The sequence below is a fragment of the Bradyrhizobium sp. HKCCYLS3077 genome (assembly GCF_051167555.1).
Taxonomy (GTDB): domain Bacteria; phylum Pseudomonadota; class Alphaproteobacteria; order Rhizobiales; family Xanthobacteraceae; genus Bradyrhizobium.
The window spans coordinates 1,298,907-1,319,024 of record NZ_JBNPTH010000001.1; the positions used below are offsets into that span (position 1 = coordinate 1,298,907).

At 63.6% G+C, this 20,118-nt stretch carries 18 protein-coding genes, 1 tRNA gene and 1 pseudogene; 11 read left to right on the forward strand and 9 right to left on the reverse strand.

The window, feature by feature from the left end; all coding sequences use genetic code 11:
• Positions 1–62: 62 nt before the first annotated feature.
• Complete coding sequence (locus tag ACQR0Z_RS05745; protein ID WP_434859927.1) at positions 63–467, forward strand: response regulator; 405 nt, start codon at positions 63–65, stop codon at positions 465–467.
• 142 nt (positions 468–609) lie between these two features.
• Here ACQR0Z_RS05745 and ACQR0Z_RS05750 read toward each other — a convergent pair whose 3' ends face one another.
• On the reverse strand, positions 610–807 hold the full coding sequence (locus ACQR0Z_RS05750; RefSeq protein WP_434859928.1) for a hypothetical protein: 198 nt from the start codon (positions 805–807) through the stop codon (positions 610–612).
• A 256-nt stretch (positions 808–1,063) separates the two neighbouring features.
• Between ACQR0Z_RS05750 and ACQR0Z_RS05755 the strand changes: the two genes are divergently transcribed.
• Positions 1,064–2,293: a GGDEF domain-containing protein gene (locus ACQR0Z_RS05755; protein ID WP_434859929.1), complete on the forward strand. Its 1,230-nt coding sequence runs from the start codon at positions 1,064–1,066 to the stop codon at positions 2,291–2,293.
• A gap of 18 nt (positions 2,294–2,311) precedes the next feature.
• Positions 2,312–2,935: a peptidoglycan recognition protein family protein gene (locus ACQR0Z_RS05760; protein WP_434917940.1), complete on the forward strand. Its 624-nt coding sequence runs from the start codon at positions 2,312–2,314 to the stop codon at positions 2,933–2,935.
• A gap of 71 nt (positions 2,936–3,006) precedes the next feature.
• Here the strand turns inward: ACQR0Z_RS05760 and rpoH are convergent, their stop codons facing one another.
• Both rpoH and ACQR0Z_RS05770 read right to left on the reverse strand, forming a co-directional pair.
• Complete coding sequence (gene rpoH / locus ACQR0Z_RS05765; protein ID WP_434859931.1) at positions 3,007–3,906, reverse strand: RNA polymerase sigma factor RpoH; 900 nt, start codon at positions 3,904–3,906, stop codon at positions 3,007–3,009.
• A 220-nt stretch (positions 3,907–4,126) separates the two neighbouring features.
• The gene (locus ACQR0Z_RS05770) at positions 4,127–5,122 is read right to left on the reverse strand and encodes an RluA family pseudouridine synthase (RefSeq protein WP_434918034.1); all 996 of its coding nucleotides are present in this window, start codon (positions 5,120–5,122) and stop codon (positions 4,127–4,129) included.
• A gap of 31 nt (positions 5,123–5,153) precedes the next feature.
• Here ACQR0Z_RS05770 and ACQR0Z_RS05775 point away from each other — a divergent pair, with 31 nt between their 5' ends.
• A complete protein-coding gene (locus ACQR0Z_RS05775; RefSeq protein ID WP_434859932.1) occupies positions 5,154–5,492 on the forward strand; it encodes a hypothetical protein in 339 nt (112 codons plus the stop codon).
• Positions 5,493–5,943: 451 nt separating this feature from the next.
• Positions 5,944–6,018, forward strand: a tRNA-Glu gene (locus ACQR0Z_RS05780).
• A gap of 108 nt (positions 6,019–6,126) precedes the next feature.
• Here the strand turns inward: ACQR0Z_RS05780 and ACQR0Z_RS05785 are convergent.
• Positions 6,127–7,506 (reverse strand): aspartate aminotransferase family protein, encoded by a 1,380-nt coding sequence (locus ACQR0Z_RS05785; RefSeq protein WP_434917941.1) that lies wholly within the window; start codon positions 7,504–7,506, stop codon positions 6,127–6,129.
• A gap of 1,221 nt (positions 7,507–8,727) precedes the next feature.
• Here ACQR0Z_RS05785 and ACQR0Z_RS05790 point away from each other — a divergent pair.
• From ACQR0Z_RS05790 to ACQR0Z_RS05800, 3 genes and pseudogenes are all read left to right on the forward strand, one after another.
• On the forward strand, positions 8,728–8,997 hold the full coding sequence (locus ACQR0Z_RS05790) for a hypothetical protein (protein WP_434917942.1): 270 nt from the start codon (positions 8,728–8,730) through the stop codon (positions 8,995–8,997).
• 11 nt (positions 8,998–9,008) lie between these two features.
• Complete coding sequence (locus ACQR0Z_RS05795; protein WP_434917943.1) at positions 9,009–9,821, forward strand: hypothetical protein; 813 nt, start codon at positions 9,009–9,011, stop codon at positions 9,819–9,821.
• Between the two features lie 1,610 nt (positions 9,822–11,431).
• Positions 11,432–11,974, forward strand: a pseudogene (locus ACQR0Z_RS05800) (Dps family protein); the annotation flags it as partial.
• A 330-nt stretch (positions 11,975–12,304) separates the two neighbouring features.
• Here the strand turns inward: ACQR0Z_RS05800 and ACQR0Z_RS05805 are convergent.
• From ACQR0Z_RS05805 to ACQR0Z_RS05825, 5 genes are all read right to left on the reverse strand, one after another.
• Positions 12,305–13,501: a cytochrome P450 gene (locus tag ACQR0Z_RS05805; RefSeq protein WP_434917944.1), complete on the reverse strand. Its 1,197-nt coding sequence runs from the start codon at positions 13,499–13,501 to the stop codon at positions 12,305–12,307.
• Between the two features lie 268 nt (positions 13,502–13,769).
• Positions 13,770–14,072, reverse strand: a complete 303-nt coding sequence (locus tag ACQR0Z_RS05810; protein ID WP_434917945.1) for a hypothetical protein — start codon at positions 14,070–14,072, stop codon at positions 13,770–13,772.
• Positions 14,073–14,538: 466 nt separating this feature from the next.
• Positions 14,539–15,297, reverse strand: coding sequence for an SDR family NAD(P)-dependent oxidoreductase (locus ACQR0Z_RS05815; protein ID WP_434917946.1), 759 nt, complete (start codon positions 15,295–15,297; stop codon positions 14,539–14,541).
• Positions 15,298–15,463: 166 nt separating this feature from the next.
• The gene (locus ACQR0Z_RS05820; protein ID WP_434918035.1) at positions 15,464–15,985 is read right to left on the reverse strand and encodes a ParB N-terminal domain-containing protein; all 522 of its coding nucleotides are present in this window, start codon (positions 15,983–15,985) and stop codon (positions 15,464–15,466) included.
• A gap of 259 nt (positions 15,986–16,244) precedes the next feature.
• Entirely contained in the window at positions 16,245–17,156 is a 912-nt protein-coding gene (locus ACQR0Z_RS05825; RefSeq protein WP_434917947.1) for a LysR family transcriptional regulator, read from the reverse strand.
• A gap of 179 nt (positions 17,157–17,335) precedes the next feature.
• Here ACQR0Z_RS05825 and ACQR0Z_RS05830 point away from each other — a divergent pair, with 179 nt between their 5' ends.
• The 3 genes from ACQR0Z_RS05830 (at position 17,336) to ACQR0Z_RS05840 (ending at position 19,999) form a co-directional block, all read left to right on the forward strand.
• Complete coding sequence (locus ACQR0Z_RS05830; protein ID WP_434917948.1) at positions 17,336–18,352, forward strand: alpha/beta fold hydrolase; 1,017 nt, start codon at positions 17,336–17,338, stop codon at positions 18,350–18,352.
• 80 nt (positions 18,353–18,432) lie between these two features.
• Positions 18,433–19,413, forward strand: coding sequence for a catalase family peroxidase (locus tag ACQR0Z_RS05835; protein ID WP_434878517.1), 981 nt, complete (start codon positions 18,433–18,435; stop codon positions 19,411–19,413).
• A gap of 31 nt (positions 19,414–19,444) precedes the next feature.
• Positions 19,445–19,999 carry a hypothetical protein gene (locus ACQR0Z_RS05840; RefSeq protein WP_434878428.1) on the forward strand — a complete coding sequence of 185 codons (555 nt, stop codon included), beginning with the start codon at positions 19,445–19,447 and terminating at the stop codon, positions 19,997–19,999.
• Positions 20,000–20,118 lie beyond the last annotated feature (119 nt).

A 20,118-nucleotide genomic window follows, 5' to 3' on the forward strand; every position in this document is an offset into this window, starting at 1 on the left:
CCGCCGGGTTTGCTTTTAACCTACGTCGGGTTTTGGAAAGGCAGATTTTTGGAGGTTTTTGCATGGGACAGTCGCAGCCCTTTCGCGCGACGGCGCTGATCGTGGAGGACGATCCGACCCAGCGCGAGATGATCGCACTGCTGCTTGAAGAGAGCGAGTACGACGTGATCGCGTGCGAGAGCGCCGAGGCGGCCGAGCTGGTGTTGAACAAGCCCGGCAACCGCGTCGTGCTGCTGATGACCGACGTCAATCTCGCGGGCCGCATGAGCGGCGTCGAGCTCGCGCATATCGCGCGGGCGCGCCATCCCCACATCAACATTGTCGTGACCTCGGGGCGGCCGCTGTCGCAGCCGCTGCCCGGCGGGATCAAGTTCTGGAGCAAGCCCTGGGCGCCGCTGGACGTGTTGAGGGAAGCCGAGGTGACGCTCAAGCATGCGCCCGAACTCCAGAGGCGGTTGGGCGAGTGAGGAGCAGTCCCGATCGCCTGATCCTCTGGCTGCCTGGGTCCTGACCTAAGTCCCGGCGGGCCGGCGATGTTTAGAAGACCATTGAGGGGAACGTGGCAGGGACCGGGTGGGAGGCTGCGCTCCCACCCGGGAGGCAGTACAGCTACTTCTTCTTGGCGGCCTTCTTGGTCTTCTTCGCCGCTTTCTTGGTGGCCTTCGCGGCCTTCTTCGCCTTCTTCGCCATGGAATCCTCGTCAGGAGTTGATGGATTGCAACGCGACTTCGAGGCCTCGCAGGCGAACGCCAGCCATGCATCGGCCTCGGGAATTGATCCCAGCAGATTCGCGAAGTTCTGCCTCACGCTGTCACCTGGGGCGTTCTTCTTATCCACAGCTCGATGCAATCGTTCGCGCGCGCGGTCCATCGTGCCGGGGCGGCACAAGGTTAGCAGCGGGTAAAAGGTGTCTTCATTGTTTCAAAACCAAGGCACAACCTTGGTTGTGCGCTTGAGGAACCGTTAAGCGCGATGCGCGCATGTTGCCGCCGAACACAGGGTAGCTCATGAGCGCGACGTTGCTTGATATCGGGGAGAGGACCTGCGGCGTCCTGCGGCGGGAATGCTGAGCGTTCCGACGCTGTGGACCGCTTTCGTGGTCAACTTCCTGGCGCTGGGTCTGATCTGGGCCTACGTCATGCGCAGCTATCCCAACCTGGAATCGGCGCGCTACTGGACGGCCTCGTCCTTCATGTGCGCGCCGGCCGCGCTGTTTGCGCTCGGACGGTTCTATTTCGGATCGTTCACGGCGCTGCTCGCCGGGGGCTTGCTGATGACCTTCGCCATCTGCCTTGCGGCGATGGGCGTGGAGCGCTTCTACGGCAAGAAGCCATCCTGGCGGCTGAGCTTCGCGGTGGTCGGTCTGAGCTGCGCGGCGATCATCTTCTTCCTCCATGTCTATGACAGCAGCCCGCTCCGGATCCTGAGCTATTCGATCGGGCAGACCATCCCGATGGTCATCATCGCGCGCCTGGTGCTCGATGCGCGGAACGGGCCGATCAATCCCGGCGCGAGGCTGGCCGGACTGTTGTCGCTGCTCATCACCGCGGTCTTCATCGGCCGGTCGATCGCGGGCTTCATCGGCGCGGATTTCAACTTCGGTCATTCGAGCAACGGCCAGGCGGCCGCGGTGCTGCTGTTGATCTTCCTGTCGATGTCGCTCAACTTCGGCCTCCTGCTGATGGCGGTGGACCGGTTGCGCAACGAGGTCGCTGACCTGGCGCTGCTCGACGACCTCACCGGTGTCGCCAACCGTCGCCACCTGATGCAGCGGCTGGCCGAGGAGTGCGCGCGCGCCGAGCGGTCGAGAAAACCGTTCGCGCTGTTGGTGATCGACCTCGACGGCTTCAAGCTCATCAACGACACCCATGGCCATGCGGCGGGCGATGCCTGCCTGCAGCATTTCACCCTGATGGCCCAGACCCGGCTGCGGCCCGGCGACCTCTTGGCCCGCACCGGCGGCGACGAATTCTGCATCGTGCTGCCGGCGTCGTCCTCGCGCGAGGGCGCGATGATCGCGCGGCGGATCCTGCAGGTCTGCCGCGACGACGCCGAGGCCTGCGCCGGCGACGACGTGCCGATCGAGGTCTCGATCGGCGTCGCCGAATGGAGCGACGACGTCGGCGCGTTTCCAGACCGGTTGATGGCGCGGGCGGACCACGCGCTGTATGCGGCCAAGAAGGACGGCAAGAACCGCTATGCCGTGTTCGACGGCCGGCCCGATACGCCGGCGCTGGCGCCGGACCAGATCGAGGCCATCCTCATTCCTCGCCAGGATGCCACCGCCGAGTAGCGGTGCTATCCTTCGGCCATGCCGCCGCTTTCGTTCCTCCTCCACGCAGCGCTGACGCTGCTTCTTCTGTCTCCCGCCGCGGCGGCGGAGGATTTCGCCGCGCTCGCCCGCGCCTCCGGCACGCCGGAGATCCCGGGCCTGAAAATCGTCTGGCTGGCGCCGTGGGGCGCGCCGGACCAAGCGCATCCCTGGACCAACATCATCGTCCACCAGACCGAGGGCCCGGCCGGATCGGCGAGGGCAGGGGCGATGGCGCAGGCCAAGAACCCGAAGAGACGCGGCGTCACCCTGTGGGTGGAAACCGACGGCACGGTGTATTGGGCGGTATCGGAAACCCTGGTGACGCTGCATGGCGACGGCGCCAATCGCAACGACAACCGCTATATCGACAACGGCCCGACCTATCGCAAGGTCGTGCGCGACAATTCCATCGGCGTGGAGTTCGCCGGCAACTATCCCGACGTCACCACGCCCGCCACCGAGGCCCAGATCGCCGCGTGGCGCATCCTCTCGAAGCTGCTCCGGCTGCGCTATCAGATCCCGCGGGAGCGGATCTATGCGCATAACTGGATCGACTACAAGGACGCCCGCTATTGCGAGGGCTGTGCGCTCGCCGAGCTCGCGCGCGCCATGCCGGACTGATCACAACAAGAAGCCGGCGTCTCCGCCGGCTCCGATCGCATCCAAAAACCACCTTCAAGCCAGCCGCGCCGCTAGTGCGCGGCCTCCAGCGCCGCCGCCTCCTGCTTGGCGATGGCGCCCTTGACGGCGGACTGCACCTTCTCGAACGCGCGCACCTCGATCTGGCGGACGCGCTCGCGCGACACGCCGAACTCGGCGGCCAAATCCTCGAGCGTCATCGGCTCGTCGGCCAGGCGCCGCGCCTCGAAGATGCGGCGTTCGCGCGCGTTGAGCACGCCGATCGCGCCGTTGAGCGCCTGCCGGCGGTGGTCGTACTCCTCGTGCTCGGCCATGATGGCTTCCTGGTTGGGCGAGTTGTCGACCAGCCAGTCCTGCCATTCGCCCGCTTCGCCGTCGTCGCGGATCGGCGCATTCAGCGAGGCGTCACCGCCGAGGCGGCGGTTCATGTCGACCACGTCCTGATCGGTCACGCCGAGGCGCTTCGCGATCAGCTTGACCTGATCCGGATGCAGATCGCCTTCATCCAGCGCCGAGATCTTGCTCTTGGCCTTGCGCAGGTTGAAGAACAGCTTCTTCTGGTTCGCGGTGGTGCCCATCTTCACGAGCGACCACGAACGCAGGATGTACTCTTGTATCGACGCCTTGATCCACCACATGGCGTATGTGGCGAGGCGAAAGCCCTTCTCGGGCTCGAACCTCTTCACCGCCTGCATCAGGCCGACATTGCCTTCCGACACGACTTCGGATATCGGCAGGCCGTAGCCGCGATAGCCCATGGCGATCTTGGCCACGAGTCGGAGATGGCTGGTGACGAGTTTCTGTGCTGCGTCGCTGTCGTCATGCTCGCGCCAACGCTTGGCGAGCATGTACTCCTCCTGCGGTTCCAGCATCGGGAACTTGCGGATCTCGGAGAGGTAGCGAGCAAGTCCGGATTCTCCATTGAGAACCGGCAGTGTAGCTGTACGGGCCATTGAGCGCCCTCCAGTTGGGTTCAGGCCCCCGATAGCGGCGGGCCAGGCAAAGCGGTCACTTGGTTAAAGCCAACCGGTTTGCGACGTTCCATGCGTCGACCATTCGACGCAGGCGCAACATACACCATTTTCGCTTCCCGGTGGAAGGATTCCGGGGGTCACGACCCCGTGTGAGCGCATTAAGAATTTGACATGATTGCCTTTTTCTGAACGGCCTGCGTCATAGCGCCGCTTTCAGCGCCTCCTCCAGGAGTGAAAGATCCTCCGGCAGCTCCGATTCCCAGCGCATTATTTCTCCCGTGCGCGGGTGCTCGATTACCAGCAGATAGGCATGCAGCGCCTGCCGCCCCAGCGACTCCAGCGCCGCCCGCGCTCCCGGCGCGAGCTGGTTCGCCTTGGTCTTGAAATGCGGGCCGTAGACGGAATCGCCCATCAGTGGGTGGCCGAGATGCGCGAGATGCACGCGGATCTGGTGGGTGCGTCCGGTCTCGAGATGGCAGGCGATCAGCGACGCCACCGGCTTGCCGTCGCGGCCGGTAAAACTCTCCTGCACCTGGTAGTGGGTAATGGCCTCGCGCCCCTTCGGCCGCACCGCCATCTTGTCGCGCGCATGCGGATGGCGGTCGATCGGCGCATTGATGGTGCCATGCGGCCGGTGCGGCAGGCCCCAGGCGAAGGCGAGATAGCCGCGCTCCATCGCGCCGGTGCGGCCGTGGTCGGCGAATTGCGCGCTCAGCGAGGCGTGCGCCATATCGTTCTTGGCGATCACCATCAGCCCGGTGGTGTCCTTGTCCAGCCGGTGCACGATGCCCGGCCGCTTGACTCCGCCAATGCCTGAGAGACTGGCGCCGCAATGCGCGATCAGCGCGTTGACGAGCGTGCCGCTCTCGTGCCCGGCGGCGGGATGCACCACCAGGCCCGCGGGCTTGTCGATGACGATGATGTCGTCGTCCTCGTAGACGATCTGAAGCGGAATCGCTTCGGCGGCGGGCTCGGCCGGGACGGCCTCGGGTACGTCGATTGTGATCGTGTCGCCGGCCGTGACGTGATAAGCGGGGTCCCGCACCGCCGCCGCGCCAAGGCTCCCTTTAATAAGCGACACCTGTCCGGCCAGGATCAGCGCCTTCAGCCGGGACCGCGACAGCTCCGGCAGTTTGGCTGCCAGCACGCGATCGAGCCGCGGCGAGCCTTCGTCGCCGGCGACGATGACCGTCATCAGACCGTGGGATTGTGAAGTCGAGATGTCCATGAACTCTACCGTTGCGCCCGAGCCGTCCTCGCCCGAGCAGGCCCAGCTGATGGCGCGGCTGCGGCGCATGATGATGATCGCGGGCGTGACCACCTCGGTCGCGATCGCAGTGCTCTTAGTCGCCATCGGCTATCGCCTTTTCCGCGGCGAGGGAAGCTCCGCGTCCGGCCCCGACCTCACCGCCATGCTGCCCAAGGGCGCCCGCATCGTTGCCACCGGCACCGCCGGCGACCGCCTGGCCGTGACCGTGGACATCGCCGGCGCCACCGAAATCCGCACCTTCGACGCCAAAACCCTCAAACCCACCGGCCGCCTCCGCTTCGCGGTTGAGCCGTAAGGGGCAGGGCGGTTTCGTCCGGCGATTTCGGCCCAACTCTTCCGCCTTGGCCATCTGTCTCCCCGCTTTGGCCCCTCTCCCTCGCCTCGGGCAGTCAGCGCCTCCCCCGCTTGCGGGGCGAGACGAGCGAAGCTCGCTCTGAGAGCTCGCATCGCATCGCGAGATGCGATGCGGGTGGGGGACACTCTCTCCACGCGCACCGCCGCCGCGGCGCCCCCACCCCAACCCTCCCCCGCAAGCGGGAGAGGGAGCCCATCGCCCCCGCGGCCGGCCGTTTTCGTCCCCATTGAGACCCGCTCCCCTTCACCACGGGCAGTCCGCCCCCCTCCCCCTTGCGGGGAGGGGTTGGGGGTGGGGGTCCCCCACGGGGACTCTCTCCCAACCACCCCCAAAAAACTCCCATCCCCCGTCTTGCGGCGCGGCGCGTTCAAGGCTATGCGGTTCACCTCACGCTCCCTTCGTCTAGCGGTTAGGACGCGGCCCTCTCAAGGCTGAAACAGGGGTTCGATTCCCCTAGGGAGCGCCAATTCCGTTGCCTTCGCCCCGCGAAGGAACGAAGGCCCGGAGAGGCGGGTTTCTCAACCCTCAGTTTTCAGCCCTCAGTTCTCAGCATTCACTTTCCAGCCCCCATTTCTCACCCCTCCGGCATGCCGGCTGCGACCCAATCGGTCACATCGTCGAGCGTTGCCTTGAAGCGCTTCAGCAACTCGTCGACCTGGGCGGTCGTGATGATCATCGGCGGGCAGATCGCGATGCTGTCGCCGACATTGCGGATGATCAGGCCGTGATGGTGGGCGGTGTCGAAGAATTTCAGCCCGACCTTGCCGACCGGCTCGAAGCGGGCCTTGGTCGCCTTGTCGGCGACCAGCTCGACGGCGGCGATCAGGCCGCGGCCGCGGACCTCGCCGACCAGCGGATGGTCGGCCAGGCGTGCGAGCTTCTCATGCAGATAGGCGCCGACCTCGGCCGCGTTGGCGACGAGATTGCGCTCCTCGATGATCGCGAGATTCTCCAGCGCCACTGCGGTCGCGACCGGATGGGCGCTCGCGGTATAGCCATGGCCGAAAGTGCCGAGCCGGTCGGACTGGTCGGCCATCGCCTGGTACATCTCGTCGCTGATCAGCACGGCGGCGAGCGGCTGGTAGGACGAGGTGATCTGCTTGGAGCAGACCAGGATGTCCGGCTTGATCCCAAAGCTGTCGCAGCCGAACAGCGTGCCCAGCCGGCCGAAGCCGTTGATGACCTCGTCGGCGATCACCAGCACGTCGTATTTGCGGCAGATCTCCTGCATGCGCTGCCAGTAGTTCACCGGCGGCACGATCACGCCGCCGGCGCCCATCAGCGGCTCGCCGATGAAGGCGGCGACCGTCTCGGAGCCCTCGCTGAGGATCAGGTCCTCGAGCTCCTTGGCCAGCCGCTCGGTGAACGCCTCCTCGCTCTCGCCGGGCAGGCCGAAGCGGTAGTAATGCGGGCAGGTGAGATGCCGCGCGAACGGCAGCGGCAGGTCGAAGCCGCGCTGATTGGCCTGAAGGCCGGTCAGACTGCCGGCGGCGATGGTGATGCCGTGATAACCGCCCTGGCGGGCGATGAACTTCTTCTTCTCGGTCCGGCCGAGCGCGTTGTTGTAGTACCAGACGAACTTGATGGCGGAATCGTTGGCCTCGCCGCCGGAGCTGGTGAAGAACACGTGCTTCAGATTGGCAGGGGTCATCGCCACCAGCTTCTCGGCCAGCAGGGTCGAGGGCTCGTGGGTCTTGTGCGCGAAGATGTGGTAGTAGGGCAGCTTTGCCATCTGCCGCGTCGCGGCCTCGACCAGGCGCTTCTCACCGAAGCCGACGCCCACGCTCCACAGCCCCGCCAGCCCCTCGATATACTCGCGCCCCTCGTCGTCATAGACATAGATGCCGGAGCCGCGGTCGATCACGATCGGCCCGATGCGCTCGTGCCGCCGCATGTTGGTCGCGGGATGGATCTGGTGGGCGATGTCTTTGCTCTGCAGGGAATTGGTTCGCATGGAGGCGGGGACTTTCTGGTGGCGGAAGCGCCCAGTCTATCGCGATCCCCACGGAAACCATAATGTCTTCAAGGAGCCCGGGCGCGGCAGCCGTGCGGGAGCGCCATTCCCGGCGTGCAAGTCTCGATCTCCGGCCGCCGAGCCTTCCGACTCCCAGGATTCCCCGACCCTCGAGATCTCCGACCCTCCAGCCATGGCGTCTCCGCCTCGCGGCGCGCTTGATTGGCCTCGCGGCGCGTTTGCGCGTCCGAGCTTTGCTCTCAGGCACGCCCTCTCTAGAGAAGGGCGCAGGGAAGGCCGGGTGCAGGCCGCACCCATGGCCCGCCTGCAGACAAAAAAGCAGGCGGCAGTCACCACAGGATTGGCCGAACAACCGGCCTTCCCTGCGCGGTGGGTTGAACGGCTGCTCCGTGCTCTCCCAGGGGACCGGGCTTGCTTGCCCCCGTCATCGGGATGTCGCCGACCAAGACACCAGCGTCGGGGTGTCGGGACCACACGGCTTGACCGTCCGCGAAGGGTTCGTTCGTCCGCACGCGAAACGCGCACTGCGACCCCAAGCGGCCACCGCATCTCCCGCTCCACGGTCCGTGACGATCGCGAAACGCCCCTTCAGTGAGCAGGAGACGGCGGAGAGTGTCGATCCGATTTGCCCGACGACACAAGGCCGGATTTGCCCGACGGAATGCGACAAACTGGCACGACGGGCCGTTTGGCGGACGCGGAGCCGTATCAGACAGTTCGGGGCGATGGACGGAAGCTTTCAAGGCCAAGTTCCTGTCCCGGTTGAGTGCGCTGTAACCGCAAGACGCTGCGCGTCTTGGGCTCCAGCCAAGCTCATCTTCATGATTGAATTAATAAGGCTCGTCATCCTTACCTAAGGAACCTTCGCTTGTTTCGAAAACATCAGACAGCGTGGGTTCGTTCGCCCCGAGGCGCCTCTTCTTTACTCCCTTCTTTGCCTTGAGGGCTTTCTTAGCGAGGGCTTTCTTAGCGCTTCCTCCGACTTTTTTTGCTATCTTCGAGTGCTTCGATTTTTTGATCGGTGAGCCCTTTTTGCGGCTGGTCGACTTTTTTCCCGACCGATTGCCCAACATTCGCTTTCGAACCATTGCTTCCCTGCCATCGAAATTGTCGCTCAATCATAGGTGTAGACACTATCTTTTGGCCGTTATAGTTGGCAAGATAATCAGAACCTTGACGTAAGGTAATGGGAGGATTGTCGTGGATACTACCCTTGCCCTAGTGATTGGCGCCGTAATACTCGCGTTAGTTATTTTTGCTTTTTTGATGAGAAAGAGGTTTTCGCACGGTCGCATAAAGTTCGGCAAGTTCGTGGAAGGAGAGGTTAAAGGAGATGTCGCTGGAGCCACCGTCGTGGACAACCGAGCTAGAGGTAAGGGCAACAAAATTGTTGCGCAAGGCGCTGCTGCAACCGCTGCTCGAAATGATGTTGAAGGCGAAGGTAATGAGATAAGTGCAAAAACAAACTAACGTGCTTGAGCATGCCCCATCCGATTATCGCGAACTACCAAGAGCCTCGTCAGAAGATCCGCGAACTGGCGAATCCAGAGTGTCCGTTGCGAGTGTTGTTTCTGGAGGGCGGTGAGAATTACGGCAAAAGCTACTTGATCCAATGCGTGAGTCCAGAGTGGAGAGCCCATTCTAAGTTCGTTGTTGTTGAGCTTGACAAGCGGCGAGATATTCCGTCTCCCTTGGAGATACTCGTTGAAATCAGCTCCGCCTTGGGCCCGGAGAACTTCCCTCATCTTGAGGCTGAGGTCCGGCGTGCTCAGCAACGTCGCCTCCAGGCCAATGCAAACAACAATACCATTTCAGGTACTAATATTCGTGTGGAGGTGCTTGCCCAAGAAACCGATGATGATCGGTTGATCACGTCAATTCAGCTTACATCCGCTTTCGCAAAAGACCTTGAGAATCTTCGTGATGTGCTTGGCGCATTAATTCTTGTGTTTGACGGATACGACCATCGATTGATGAATCTAGTTGATCGTTGGTTCGATCGAAGTCTTATACGCACGCTGAGTAATATCAGTTATGTACGCCTCATCGTCTGCGGAAGAGATCTGCCGATGACAACGGTCAAGGCGCGAGCTGCGCCGGATACATCTTTCCAATTGAGTTTGGCCGGCGTGACTGAAGAAGGGGATTGGCTGCCTGTAGTTGCCGCTCTCAGGCGTCGACTTCCTGGCGAGGCAATTGAGGAAAAAAAGGCGTTCTTAAATGGATTGATTTTCGCGCATGAGGGTGCGCCCGGTTTGATCATGCGAAGGATTAAGATGTTGGAAGTAGAGTAGCTATGAACGATGATCGCGGGGCGGAGTTTATAAAGGCCGTAGATGAGCGCATTGGAAGGCGCTCGGCAACTGCACTGCGATGGCTATCGGTTCCCCATTGGATTAGCGCGGAGATCATAGAAGAGCTTGCGGGCTTAGAACAGGATATAGACTGGAACGAGGCCATCTCTGATCTGAGCGGCTACGATTTAGTCGAGCGATGGCAAGACAGCTCGTGGGCGGTGCCAAACGACGTCAGGGGTCTTGTTCTACGATCTGTAGACCGTTTTCAGTACGTTGAGCTCAGCGGCATCTACGCACGTATATTGGGGCGGGTCGCGGACAACGGCGGAGATATATTCGACCGTGTTGAGGAGACTTATCATACGCTCGCCTACGAACCGCTACGTGGTCTTGGCATGCTTGTAGAACTTGGTCTCGATCTCAAGTCTGAGCCCCTATTCGCCTACGATGTCCTTGGTAAGCTGGCTGACAAGGGGCGGGAGCAGTATTCGCGTCTAGGTGAGACCGAGGCCTCGACCATTGCATTAGATTTTTTCGACTTGTTCCGTCCTGGTTATCGCAGGCGCCCCCGAGAAGAGGCTGAGATTCTCGGCAAGGCGCTAAGCTCCGCCGAGTGGCCTAACTCTCGTTTGCGAGGTGAGATCTGTCTCCGCTATGGCTTAGCTTTGCTGAACCTCGGTTCAACTAGCGAGGCCGAATCTAAGTTTAATGAAGCTCTTGGAATCTTCATCAATAGCGGCTTCTCCCATGGCGTTGCTGATGCATTGCGTGCCTTGGGGCGCGCTGCTTTTAAGCAAGATATGCTAGGGATCGCCTCTGACCGCTTTCTGCAAGCGCGCAACATTTCTTCGGAGCTAAATCTTACCATTTCGGCGACGCACTGCACAAAGTCTTTAGCCGAAATAAGTTTGTTCAGAGGCGACTTGGTGATGGCAGGAGCCCTGCTCGATGAAGCTCTTCAGGGCTTTCAGGAACAAGGAGGGTTTCTCGGCGAAGCAAACACCCGAGTAGCCTTGTCTCAATTACTTTCAATGCATGGGGCCTTCGGATCTGCGCAAAGCCATCTAGATCTTGCGAGTGCGATTTACAGCGCGGTCGATCAAGGGCAGGGGATTGCTAATTGCCTAAAAAACGAAGGATTTCTCCATTTTGAGCGGGGCCAGTATTCCGAGGCAATTCAAAAGCTTTCCGAAGCGGCAGGTCTTTACGAACGGTGGGGTAGCGCTTCAGGTGAAGCAGGTTGCAAATTATGGACGGCTGCCTGCGAGATACGAGCTGGATCTCCTGAGAGAGGCCTGCAACTTCTTAGTGATGCGCAAAATGGTTTCAGGAAGGTAGGCGACCTGTTCGGGCAGGCAACGAGCTTGCGCGAAGAGGGGTTGGCCCTTGCAGCTCTGGGGAGAATTCAACCCTCTCTTGATTCGCTGAACCAAGCAGAGCGCGTATTTTCCGCAATAGGCAATCAAGTCGAGATCACAGCCACTCTCATCGCAAGAGGGAAGATATTGGTGCGGTCGCGCCGAATTTCCGAAGAAGATCGTACCCTCTTAGTCCAGCAGGTGGGTAGAGCAATTGAATTATTCACCGACCTAGGATGCGCTCGCTTTTTGTATGAAGCCCAGGAACTTGCGAGGCTTCTCGAATTTGATACAGTCGGGCGGCTCGATATCGATAGTCCGACCGACCTTTCGTCCGACGGGGTCCAGAAGGTATCGGAGGCGCTCAACGTGCTTCTGGCAAACGCGTTCGCGCTCTACCTAAAAACCAAGAACTTTCATTGGCACATCAGTGGCCGAAACTTCCATGAGTATCATATGATGCTTGACGAGCATTCAGATGCGATCTTCTCTAGCACCGATAAACTTGCCGAGCGCGTACGTAAGATTGGCGGCTCGACCCTGAAGTCGATCAGTCAGGTCGCCAAGCTGCAGACTATCAAAGACAACAATGAGGACCACGTCCCTGCCCGTGAAATGCTGCGCGAGCTAATGTTGGACAACAAGCACATTGCCACCCAGATGCGCAATGCGCATTTGCTGTGCGATGAGGTCGGCGACTTCGCGAGCGCGAGCATCCTTGAAAGATTCATCGATGAGACCGAACGTCGCATTTGGTTCCTGTTCGAAGCTAGCCGCTACCAGGGAAATAATGTTGATCCTCCCGTCGATCGCGTCGAAACCCCCGAGAGGGGGGGGCTCAAACAGCGTCTTACATGATCCAAAGCGTATAGACGAAGGAGCGCGGTTAATGCTCGTTCGGTGGAGCGTTTCTCCGGCTTTTGCCATACATGCAACCCGCCGCATATAGCCATCCCGGTGTTCGTTTCGCGGAGGGCACTCGCGGGTTTGGTGCCCATTGTTAATTTTGCGTCGGTCAATGCTTCTAATGTTCCTCTGAGAGATATGCGAGCCTAACTTGTAGCGTTGAGTTGTCCTTGGAGGACTGATCTTTAGTACGGTCGAACTACCCTCGGCCCGATCCTACCGCAACCCCACCACCAAATTCAGCGGGCCGCGAAACCCGAACCCGTGCCACCGCACGCTGGCGGCATCCACGAGCTCCAAACGCGCAAACCGCTCGAACAGCATCGGCAGCAGGATGGTGCCGACGGTGCGGCGGGAGAGGTGGGCGCCGGCGCAGTGATGGGGGCCGTTGCCGAAGGCCTGGTGGGGGTTGGGCTCGCGCAGCGCGTTGTAGTGCTCGCCGTCTTCGAACAGCTCCTCGTCGCGGTTGGCGGAGGCCTGGATGGTCATCACGGTGTCGCCCTTCGGGATCAGGCAGCCGCGGATCTCGGTGTCCTCCATGACCAGGCGTGAGCTCGCCTGGATCGGCGCCACCCAGCGCACGCCTTCCTCGAAGGCTGAGCGCCATTTGTCCTGCGCCTTGATGGCTTCGAGCTGGTCCGGGTTGGTCAGGAGGCCGTAGAGGATCGTCAGCAGCGCGTCGCGCGGCTCGTTGATGCCGCCGCCGATCGCGATCTTGATGTTGGCGATGATCTGGCTGTCGGGAATGGGGTTCTTGGCGTTGACCATGAAGGACAGCGCGGAGGAGTCCGGCTCGTTGCGCACGCGCGCCATGTTGGCGCGGATGCAGCGGTCCATCTCGGCATTCGCGACGTCGGTGGCGTCGAACGGCCCCGGCGTCCAGCCGAAATTGCCGGCGCCGTCGATCAGCGCCTGCGACCAGCGCTGCATGTCGGCGTCGCTGGCGTCGGGAATGCCCATGACATGCGCGAGGATGCGCGCGGCCAAGGGGCCGGCGAGCGCGGGGAACAGATCGACGATGTCGCCGCGCGGCAGGCGGCCGAGATAATCAGCGGCGAGTTTGGTGTAGAGCGGCTCCCAGACGGCTTCGATCGTCTTCGGCATCAAGGCCGGCATCATCGCCATGCGCTCGGCGCGGTGCTCGTCGTGATCCTTGCGCATCAAGGTGTGCGCGAGGAAGGCGCGCTTCATCGGCGTGTTCGGATCGTCGGACGAGAACAGCGCCGCATTGTCCTTCACGTACTTGGTGTCGGCCGCCTTGGTGAGGAACGTCCGGCCCACCGACTTGACCCGCAGCACCGGCGCCTCGCGCCGCAGCCGCTGATAGATCGGATAGGGATCGCGCGTGAGCTCCGCGATCGTGATGGTCTCGTCGAGGGGGGCCAGTCCAGGAGCCAGGGTCGCGGTCGGCATGGGGCGCTCCTTGCGAGGATGCGGGCCAGCGTGGATCTCTCCCTATGAGGATAGGTGTGCGAATAGGGCGGTGCAATGCTCGTCCAATGTCCTGATGAGGACGAGCATGCTGTACCGGCATGTGCTGCAGCGCGGCGGTGCACGTGCAGCATGCTGATGGTGGTCGTCGCGCGCCTGCTGTTGCGGCGAGCCGGACACGCTGCGGCTGCCGGGCGTTCCGTCTCGCACGGGCTCCGTGGAGGACCGTGCGAGACGGATGTCGGTTGGCCTACGGGCAGAACCACGCGGGGCCGATCTGCATGCAGCCGCGGCGGTGATAGTCGTGCGGGCGGGAGCGGAAGCGGTGCCAGCCGGACGGCGGGCCATGACGCCGCTCATAGCCGCGATGATGATGGCGCCGCTGCTCGCGCTGCCAATGCCCGCGCCCGTCGCGGTCGTAGTCGCGCTGCGCCAGGCGCATCGGCGCGGCCGCCGTGGCGCCGGCCTCCGCAGGCGCGGCCACCGGCGCCGCGGAGACGCCGACGGTGCTCGCGAGAAGAAGAACGGACAGGGCAGCGATGGTTGCTCGCATCGGGAACTCCAATGATGTGTGGTGGCTGATGTGGCCGTAACGGCCAGGGGCGAGACGGACGCGTCCAGTGGAACGCCGGCGATGCGCGCGTGTCCCGGCTCTGTCGTCCGCGTCGCGCCTATCGGCAACCGCCGGGCTGGGCGACCGTTCCGGCTGTGCGTGGCCGCGGAGGCGCGTCAAACTGTCCTGCGCGGAAGGGCGCAGGTCCGGATCGGCTGAGATGATGATGCACGGCGTCGCGCTGCGGCGGATCACGCTGCGCTGATCCGCCCTACAGGCCTGCTACATCGATTCGACGATCGTCGTTTTGGGCTCGTCTCTCTCTACGTCGTCATGGCCGGGCTTGTCCCGGCCATCCACGTCGTCCGGCATGCTGAGAACGACGTGGATGCCCGGGACCAGCCCGAGCATGACGGAACAACTAACTACTAAGTTCGTGCGCCGCGATACCGGCGCGAGCCTGACCTCACACCCAGCCGCCGTCGACGATGTAGTTCTGGTTGGTGCAGGCGCCGGAATCGTCGGAGGCGAAGAACAGCACCACGCGGGCGATGTCGTCGGGCATGATCTTGCGCTTGAGGCATTGCCGCTGCATCAGCTCCGCTTCGCCCGCAGGCGTCAGCCACAGCTTGAGCTGGCGCTCGGTCATGGTCCAGCCGGGGAGGATGGAGTTGACGCGGATGTTGTCGGGGCCGAGGTCACGGGCGAGCGAACGCGTCAGGCCCTGGATGGCGGATTTCGCTGTGGTGTAGCAGGGCATGCCGCCCTGGCCGAGCACCCAGCTCACCGAGCCCAGATTGACGATCGAGCCGATGCCGGCCGCGCGCATGTCAGGCGCCACCGCTTGCGCGGCGAAGAACTGGTGCTTGAGATTGACCGCCATGCGCTCGTCCCAATAGTCCGGCGTGACGTCCTCGATGCTGTGGCGGTCGTCGCGCGCGGCGTTGTTGACGAGCACGGTGATCGGGCCGCAGGCGCGACGGACGCCCTCGACCGCGGCGCGCAGCGCTGCAATGTCGCGCAGATCGGCGTGCTCGAAATGGACGCTTGCATCGGACGGCAGGCTCGCGAGCAGCGCCTGCGAGGCCTCGCGGTCGATGTCGATGAAGGCGGTGCGCGCGCCCTGGTCGAGGAAATTGCGCACGATGGCCTCGCCGATGCCGGAGCCGCCGCCGGTGACGAGGACCGTGCGGTCTTTCAGGCTGGGATAGATGGCGGTCGGCATGGGCGTCCTCTTGATCGGGGAATGGGGGATAAGAGTGAACTGCATTGCAGCGGCGGGCCTGATCAGCCGGGCCGAGACGGAACGATCGCACAGGCGCGCGCAACTTGGTAGTCCGGGCGGGCTCGTGGCCCGCCATGACGATGGGAGAGAGGCGGCGCGGGCGGCGTCAGTAGCGGCCGCCGCTGCGCTCCTGCTGCTTGATCCAGTCGGACAGCGTCTTCGGCGCGGCTGCGGCGGCGCGGGCCGGCTTGGCGGCGCCGCTGCGGTCCTTGCGGGGCGTGTCCGCGGGACCGCGCGGACGTGTCGCAGCGTGGGCGCTGGCGCTGCCGCGCGACGCAGCATTGAGCCTGTCGGCCTCTTCCTTCTCCAGCCGCAGCTTGCGCAGCCGCTCCATCTTCTCGCGCTCGGGATCGGGCGGAGGCGGCGGCAGCTCGCGCAGGCGCGCGTCCTCCGCCGAGATCAGAAGGCCGGTGATGGCGCCCTCGCCGAGCGCCTTGCAGGCCTCCAGGCGGTGCAGGCCCTCGACCAGGACATAATGATCCTTGTCGCGGCGGACGAGGATCGGCTCGCGCTGGCCAGACTCCAGGATGCTCTCGGCCAGCGCGTCGACCACGTCCGGCTTCAGCGCTTTGCGCTTCTTCTCGGGAACGTGGATCTTGTCGATAGGGAAACTTTCCGGTGCGGACACAGTCAAGGCTCCCTCATATTGGCGCGGTCGCTTGCTGGCTCGATGATGTCGACGCGCCCGGCGAGCGAAGACGATCGTCCGGTGGACGATGGCTGCGGCATCCAGGTCTGGAACAAGGACGCGCCGGAAGACAGCGACAGGAGCATGCCGCTTTACAATACGGACATTCCCCGGGCTTCCGCAAGCGCCGCGGGCGGAGGGCGGGCAGGCGGCTGCCCTGCGCGTGCCGCCTCTTGACGCGGCTGAAGCAGCCGCAGCGTCACGAGGCGGAGCCTGGTGCGTTGAACTGCGCCTTCAGCCGCGGCGTCATCCAGTTGAGGAAGGTGCGCAGCTTGAGCGGCATCGGCTTGCGCGGCGGATAGAGAATGTGCACCGGCAGCGGCGCCGGCTCGAACGGGTCGAGCACGATCTCGAGCTGCTTCGCGCGCAGCGCGGCCTCCATCTTGTAGGACATCACGCGCGCGAGGCCGGCGCCGTCGATCGCCGCGAGCACCGCGGCTTCCGACGTGTTGACGCACAGCCGCGACGTGATCGGGACCACGCGGGTGCGGTTGCCGGCGACGAACTTCCACGCCGCGGGCGTCTTGTGGTCGTCGATCGTGATGCACTGATGCGTGGCGAGATCGGCCGGCTTCTTCGGCCGGCCGCGCGCCTTCAGGTAGGACGGGCTGGCGCAGACGACGGTGCGGATCGACCCGATGCGCGTCGCGATCATGCTGCTCTCCGGCAGCGGCCCGACGCGGACCGCGACGTCGAAATTCTCGTCGCCGATGTTGACGACGGTATCGGTCAGCTTCAGGCGGAGCGAAATCTCCGGATGGGCGTCGAGGAAGGCGATCGTGTGCGGCAGCAGATGGGTGTGGCCGAGCCCCCACGGCGCCGTCACTGCCAGCTCGCCCCGCGGGATGCGGTACTCGCCGGACAGCTCTCGCTCGGCGTCCTCGACCTGCTCGACGATGCGCCGGCAGGCGTCGATATAGGCGCGTCCGGCCTCCGTCAACGTCACGCGGCGCGAACTGCGCTGAAACAATTGCGCCTTCAGGCGGGCTTCAAGTTCCGAGACCTTGCGGCTGATGGTGGCCACCGGAAGCTTGAGGCGGCGCGATGCGGCCGAGATCGAGCCCGTCTCTGCGACTGCAATGATCGCCGTCATCGCCTCCAGGCGATCCATCGCGCCACCTTTCCGAAATCACCAAAGCAACTTCTCATCTATATGGGCTGCACTGCAGCGGAGCAATGCGATACCTCCGAGGACGATCATCCGCCGCGGGCCGCGCAGGTCGTGTCGCGCGGCGCCGGATGATGCCGCCGTCGCGGTGGCTCGCACCTCAATCTGCCTTGGAGTCCGACATGAAGCACGTTCGTCCGACCGGTCCGCTCGCCGCCCCGAGCCGCCGCCGCTTTGCTTTCGGTCTGCCGCTGCTTGCGGCCGGCGCGGCCGTGTCGCAGAGCACAGCCACCGCGCGCGCCGCGCCGGCCGGCACGGCGCCGGTGGTGACGCATCATCGCACGGCGACGATCGACGGCATCAATATCTTCTATCGCGAGGCCGGGCCCAAGGACGCGTCCAAGGACGCGCCGGTGGTGCTGCTGCTGCACGGCTTTCCGACCTCGTCGCACATGTTCCGCAACCTCATTCCGCAGCTCGCCGACCGCTATCGCGTGATCGCGCCGGACTATCCCGGCTATGGCCAGAGCGACATGCCCGACCGGACGAAGTTCACCTACTCGTTCGATCGCTTCGGCGAGCTGATCGACGGGCTGCTCGGCCAGCTCGGCGTGACGAAGTTCGCGATGTACGTCATGGACTACGGCGCGCCGGTCGGCTGGCGGTTGGCGCTCGCGCATCCCGAGCGCGTCACGGCGCTGATCGTGCAGAACGGCAATGCGTATGACGAGGGCCTGAAGGAGTTCTGGGATCCGATCAAGGCGTACTGGGCCGACCACTCCGAGGCGCGCCGCAAGCCGCTCTACAAGCTGGTGACCTTGGAGATCACCAAGTTTCAGTACACCGACGGCGTTAGCGATTTGAGCCGCGTCTCGCCCGACAACTGGGTCCACGACCAGGCGCTGCTCGACCGTCCGGGCAATGCCGACATCCAGATCGACATGCTCTACGACTATCGCACCAACCTGCCGCTCTATCCCAAGGTCCAGGCCTATTTCCGCAAGCATCAGCCGCCGACGCTGATCGTCTGGGGCAAGAACGACAAGATCTTCCCGGCCGACGGCGCCCATCCGTACAAGCGTGACCTGCCGCAGCTCGAGTTCCACCTGATCGACACCGGGCACTTCGCGCTGGAGGACAAGGCCGACGAGATGGTGCCGCTGATCCGCGACTTCCTCGGCCGCAAGCTCGGCGCGTGATGCGCCGTCACGATATTCGCTCCCGTCGCGAATTTGTGGTGTGATGATGGATGACTGACGACAACACAGGGAGCCGCTCCATCATGACACGCAAAATCGTGGCCGCGCTGGCCGCGCTGGCCTTCGTGCTGCCCACCGCTGCCTACGCCGAGGACGCGCCGCTCGAGCAGCAGCTCGTCGATGCCATGAACAAGGTGTTCGGCGTGCACGCCGGCTTCCGCGCCAATCACGCCAAGGGCGTGGTGGTCGAGGGCAGGTTCAAGCCGTCGGCGGAGGCGGCGACTTTAAGCAAGGCGTCGCTGTTCAGCGGCGGCGAGATCCCGGTGACCGTGCGGTTCTCGGATTCGACGGGCGTGCCGAACCTGCCGGATGGATCCGACGACGCCAATCCGCACGGCATGGCGGTGAAGTTTCGCCTCGCTGACGGCAGCGACATGGACATCGTCATCAACTCGCTGAAGTTCTTCCCCGTCTCGACGGCGGCCGATTTGCGCGACCTGTTCCTGGCGATCGCCGACTCCGGGCCGAACGCGGCGAAGCCGACCAAGCTCGAGCAGTTCATCGGCAGCCACCCGTCGGTGCCGGCCGCGCTCGGCACCATCGCGACGCCGGACAGCTTTGCCAACGAGGCCTATTTCGGCGTCAACGCCTTCGTGCTCGTCAACAAGGCCGGCGCGAAGCAGGCGATCCGCTATCAGATGCTGCCGGAGAAGGTGGTGCATCTCGACAAGGCCGAGGCCGCCAAGCGCGCGCCCGACTATCTGATGGCCGAGCTGCCGGCGCGGCTGAAACAGGGGCCGGTGACGTTCCGCTTCATGGCCCAGCTCGCCGCCGCCGGCGACGACACCAAGGACCCCGCGAAGCCGTGGCCCGACGATCGCAAGCTGGTCGAGCTCGGCGTCGTCACGATCGACAAGGCGGTGGCCGACAGCGATGCCGCGCAAAAGCAGTTGTTGTTCCTGCCGAGCCAGCTCCCCGACGGCATCGAGGCCTCCGACGATCCGATGATCGACATCCGCAGCGCCGCCTACGCAATCTCGTTCTCGCGGCGCAATCCCTGAGCGCCTCTCCTGCGCGGCGCGCCGCAAGATCGTGGCGCGCCGCAATCATGCACGCTTTGCGGCGCCTTTGATCAGTCTCCGTCGCGGCACCGACGAGGGATCGCCGCATTCGCCGGGATTGCGGCGGTGGGCGCCATGGTTTGTCCGCATCGGTGGCGCGCCGCGATCGGCAGTCTCGCGCGCGCTCGAGGGAACCTCGACCTCGACGCCGCGATCAGCCGCGACGCGTGTTGCCGAACCGACGCACCGATCCTCGCGCGACTGCGACATCATCCGCATCTACCTGCGCGAGCAATCAGCATCGACTGATCGGTCGTCCCATCGAGAGTGCGCACGAATCAGCCTGCAGCCAGCGATGCATTCGCAACGCGCCGCCTCGCGCGGCCACCTGCGTTCGTCGACGAACGATCGCAGCGGACCGAGCGGCCCGCGCACTCTGCGTCGCAATCGTGTCGGGCGTTGCTTCATTTTGCCTGAATTCTGCATCTCCGGCGCAACACTCGAAACGGAATCGTTAACGGCTCATCACGGCGATCTGCATTCCTTTCGATTGACATTTTTCAATTCAGGTCGCGACACAATCTGACCCTCCTGATGCGGCCGCCGTAGTTGCGGCCCGTGTTCAGGAGTTGTGAGTTCGATGCGTCGCGTATTTGGCGTATGCCTTTGCCTAACTACTTTCGCAGGAAGTACGACATCGGTTTG

What these genes read in the sequence shown, in the direction of transcription:
- ACQR0Z_RS05745 (WP_434859927.1), top strand. Translation starts at nt 63, where the DNA reads ATGGGACAGTCGCAGCCCTTTCGCGCGACGGCGCTGATCGTGGAGGAC.
- ACQR0Z_RS05755 (WP_434859929.1), top strand. Translation starts at nt 1,064, where the DNA reads ATGCTGAGCGTTCCGACGCTGTGGACCGCTTTCGTGGTCAACTTCCTG.
- ACQR0Z_RS05760 (WP_434917940.1), top strand. Translation starts at nt 2,312, where the DNA reads ATGCCGCCGCTTTCGTTCCTCCTCCACGCAGCGCTGACGCTGCTTCTT.
- rpoH (WP_434859931.1), bottom strand. Translation starts at nt 3,906, where the DNA reads ATGGCCCGTACAGCTACACTGCCGGTTCTCAATGGAGAATCCGGACTT.
- ACQR0Z_RS05770 (WP_434918034.1), bottom strand. Translation starts at nt 5,122, where the DNA reads ATGACGGTCATCGTCGCCGGCGACGAAGGCTCGCCGCGGCTCGATCGC.
- ACQR0Z_RS05775 (WP_434859932.1), top strand. Translation starts at nt 5,154, where the DNA reads ATGAACTCTACCGTTGCGCCCGAGCCGTCCTCGCCCGAGCAGGCCCAG.
- ACQR0Z_RS05785 (WP_434917941.1), bottom strand. Translation starts at nt 7,506, where the DNA reads ATGCGAACCAATTCCCTGCAGAGCAAAGACATCGCCCACCAGATCCAT.
- ACQR0Z_RS05795 (WP_434917943.1), top strand. Translation starts at nt 9,009, where the DNA reads ATGCCCCATCCGATTATCGCGAACTACCAAGAGCCTCGTCAGAAGATC.
- ACQR0Z_RS05805 (WP_434917944.1), bottom strand. Translation starts at nt 13,501, where the DNA reads ATGCCGACCGCGACCCTGGCTCCTGGACTGGCCCCCCTCGACGAGACC.
- ACQR0Z_RS05810 (WP_434917945.1), bottom strand. Translation starts at nt 14,072, where the DNA reads ATGCGAGCAACCATCGCTGCCCTGTCCGTTCTTCTTCTCGCGAGCACC.
- ACQR0Z_RS05815 (WP_434917946.1), bottom strand. Translation starts at nt 15,297, where the DNA reads ATGCCGACCGCCATCTATCCCAGCCTGAAAGACCGCACGGTCCTCGTC.
- ACQR0Z_RS05825 (WP_434917947.1), bottom strand. Translation starts at nt 17,156, where the DNA reads ATGGATCGCCTGGAGGCGATGACGGCGATCATTGCAGTCGCAGAGACG.
- ACQR0Z_RS05830 (WP_434917948.1), top strand. Translation starts at nt 17,336, where the DNA reads ATGAAGCACGTTCGTCCGACCGGTCCGCTCGCCGCCCCGAGCCGCCGC.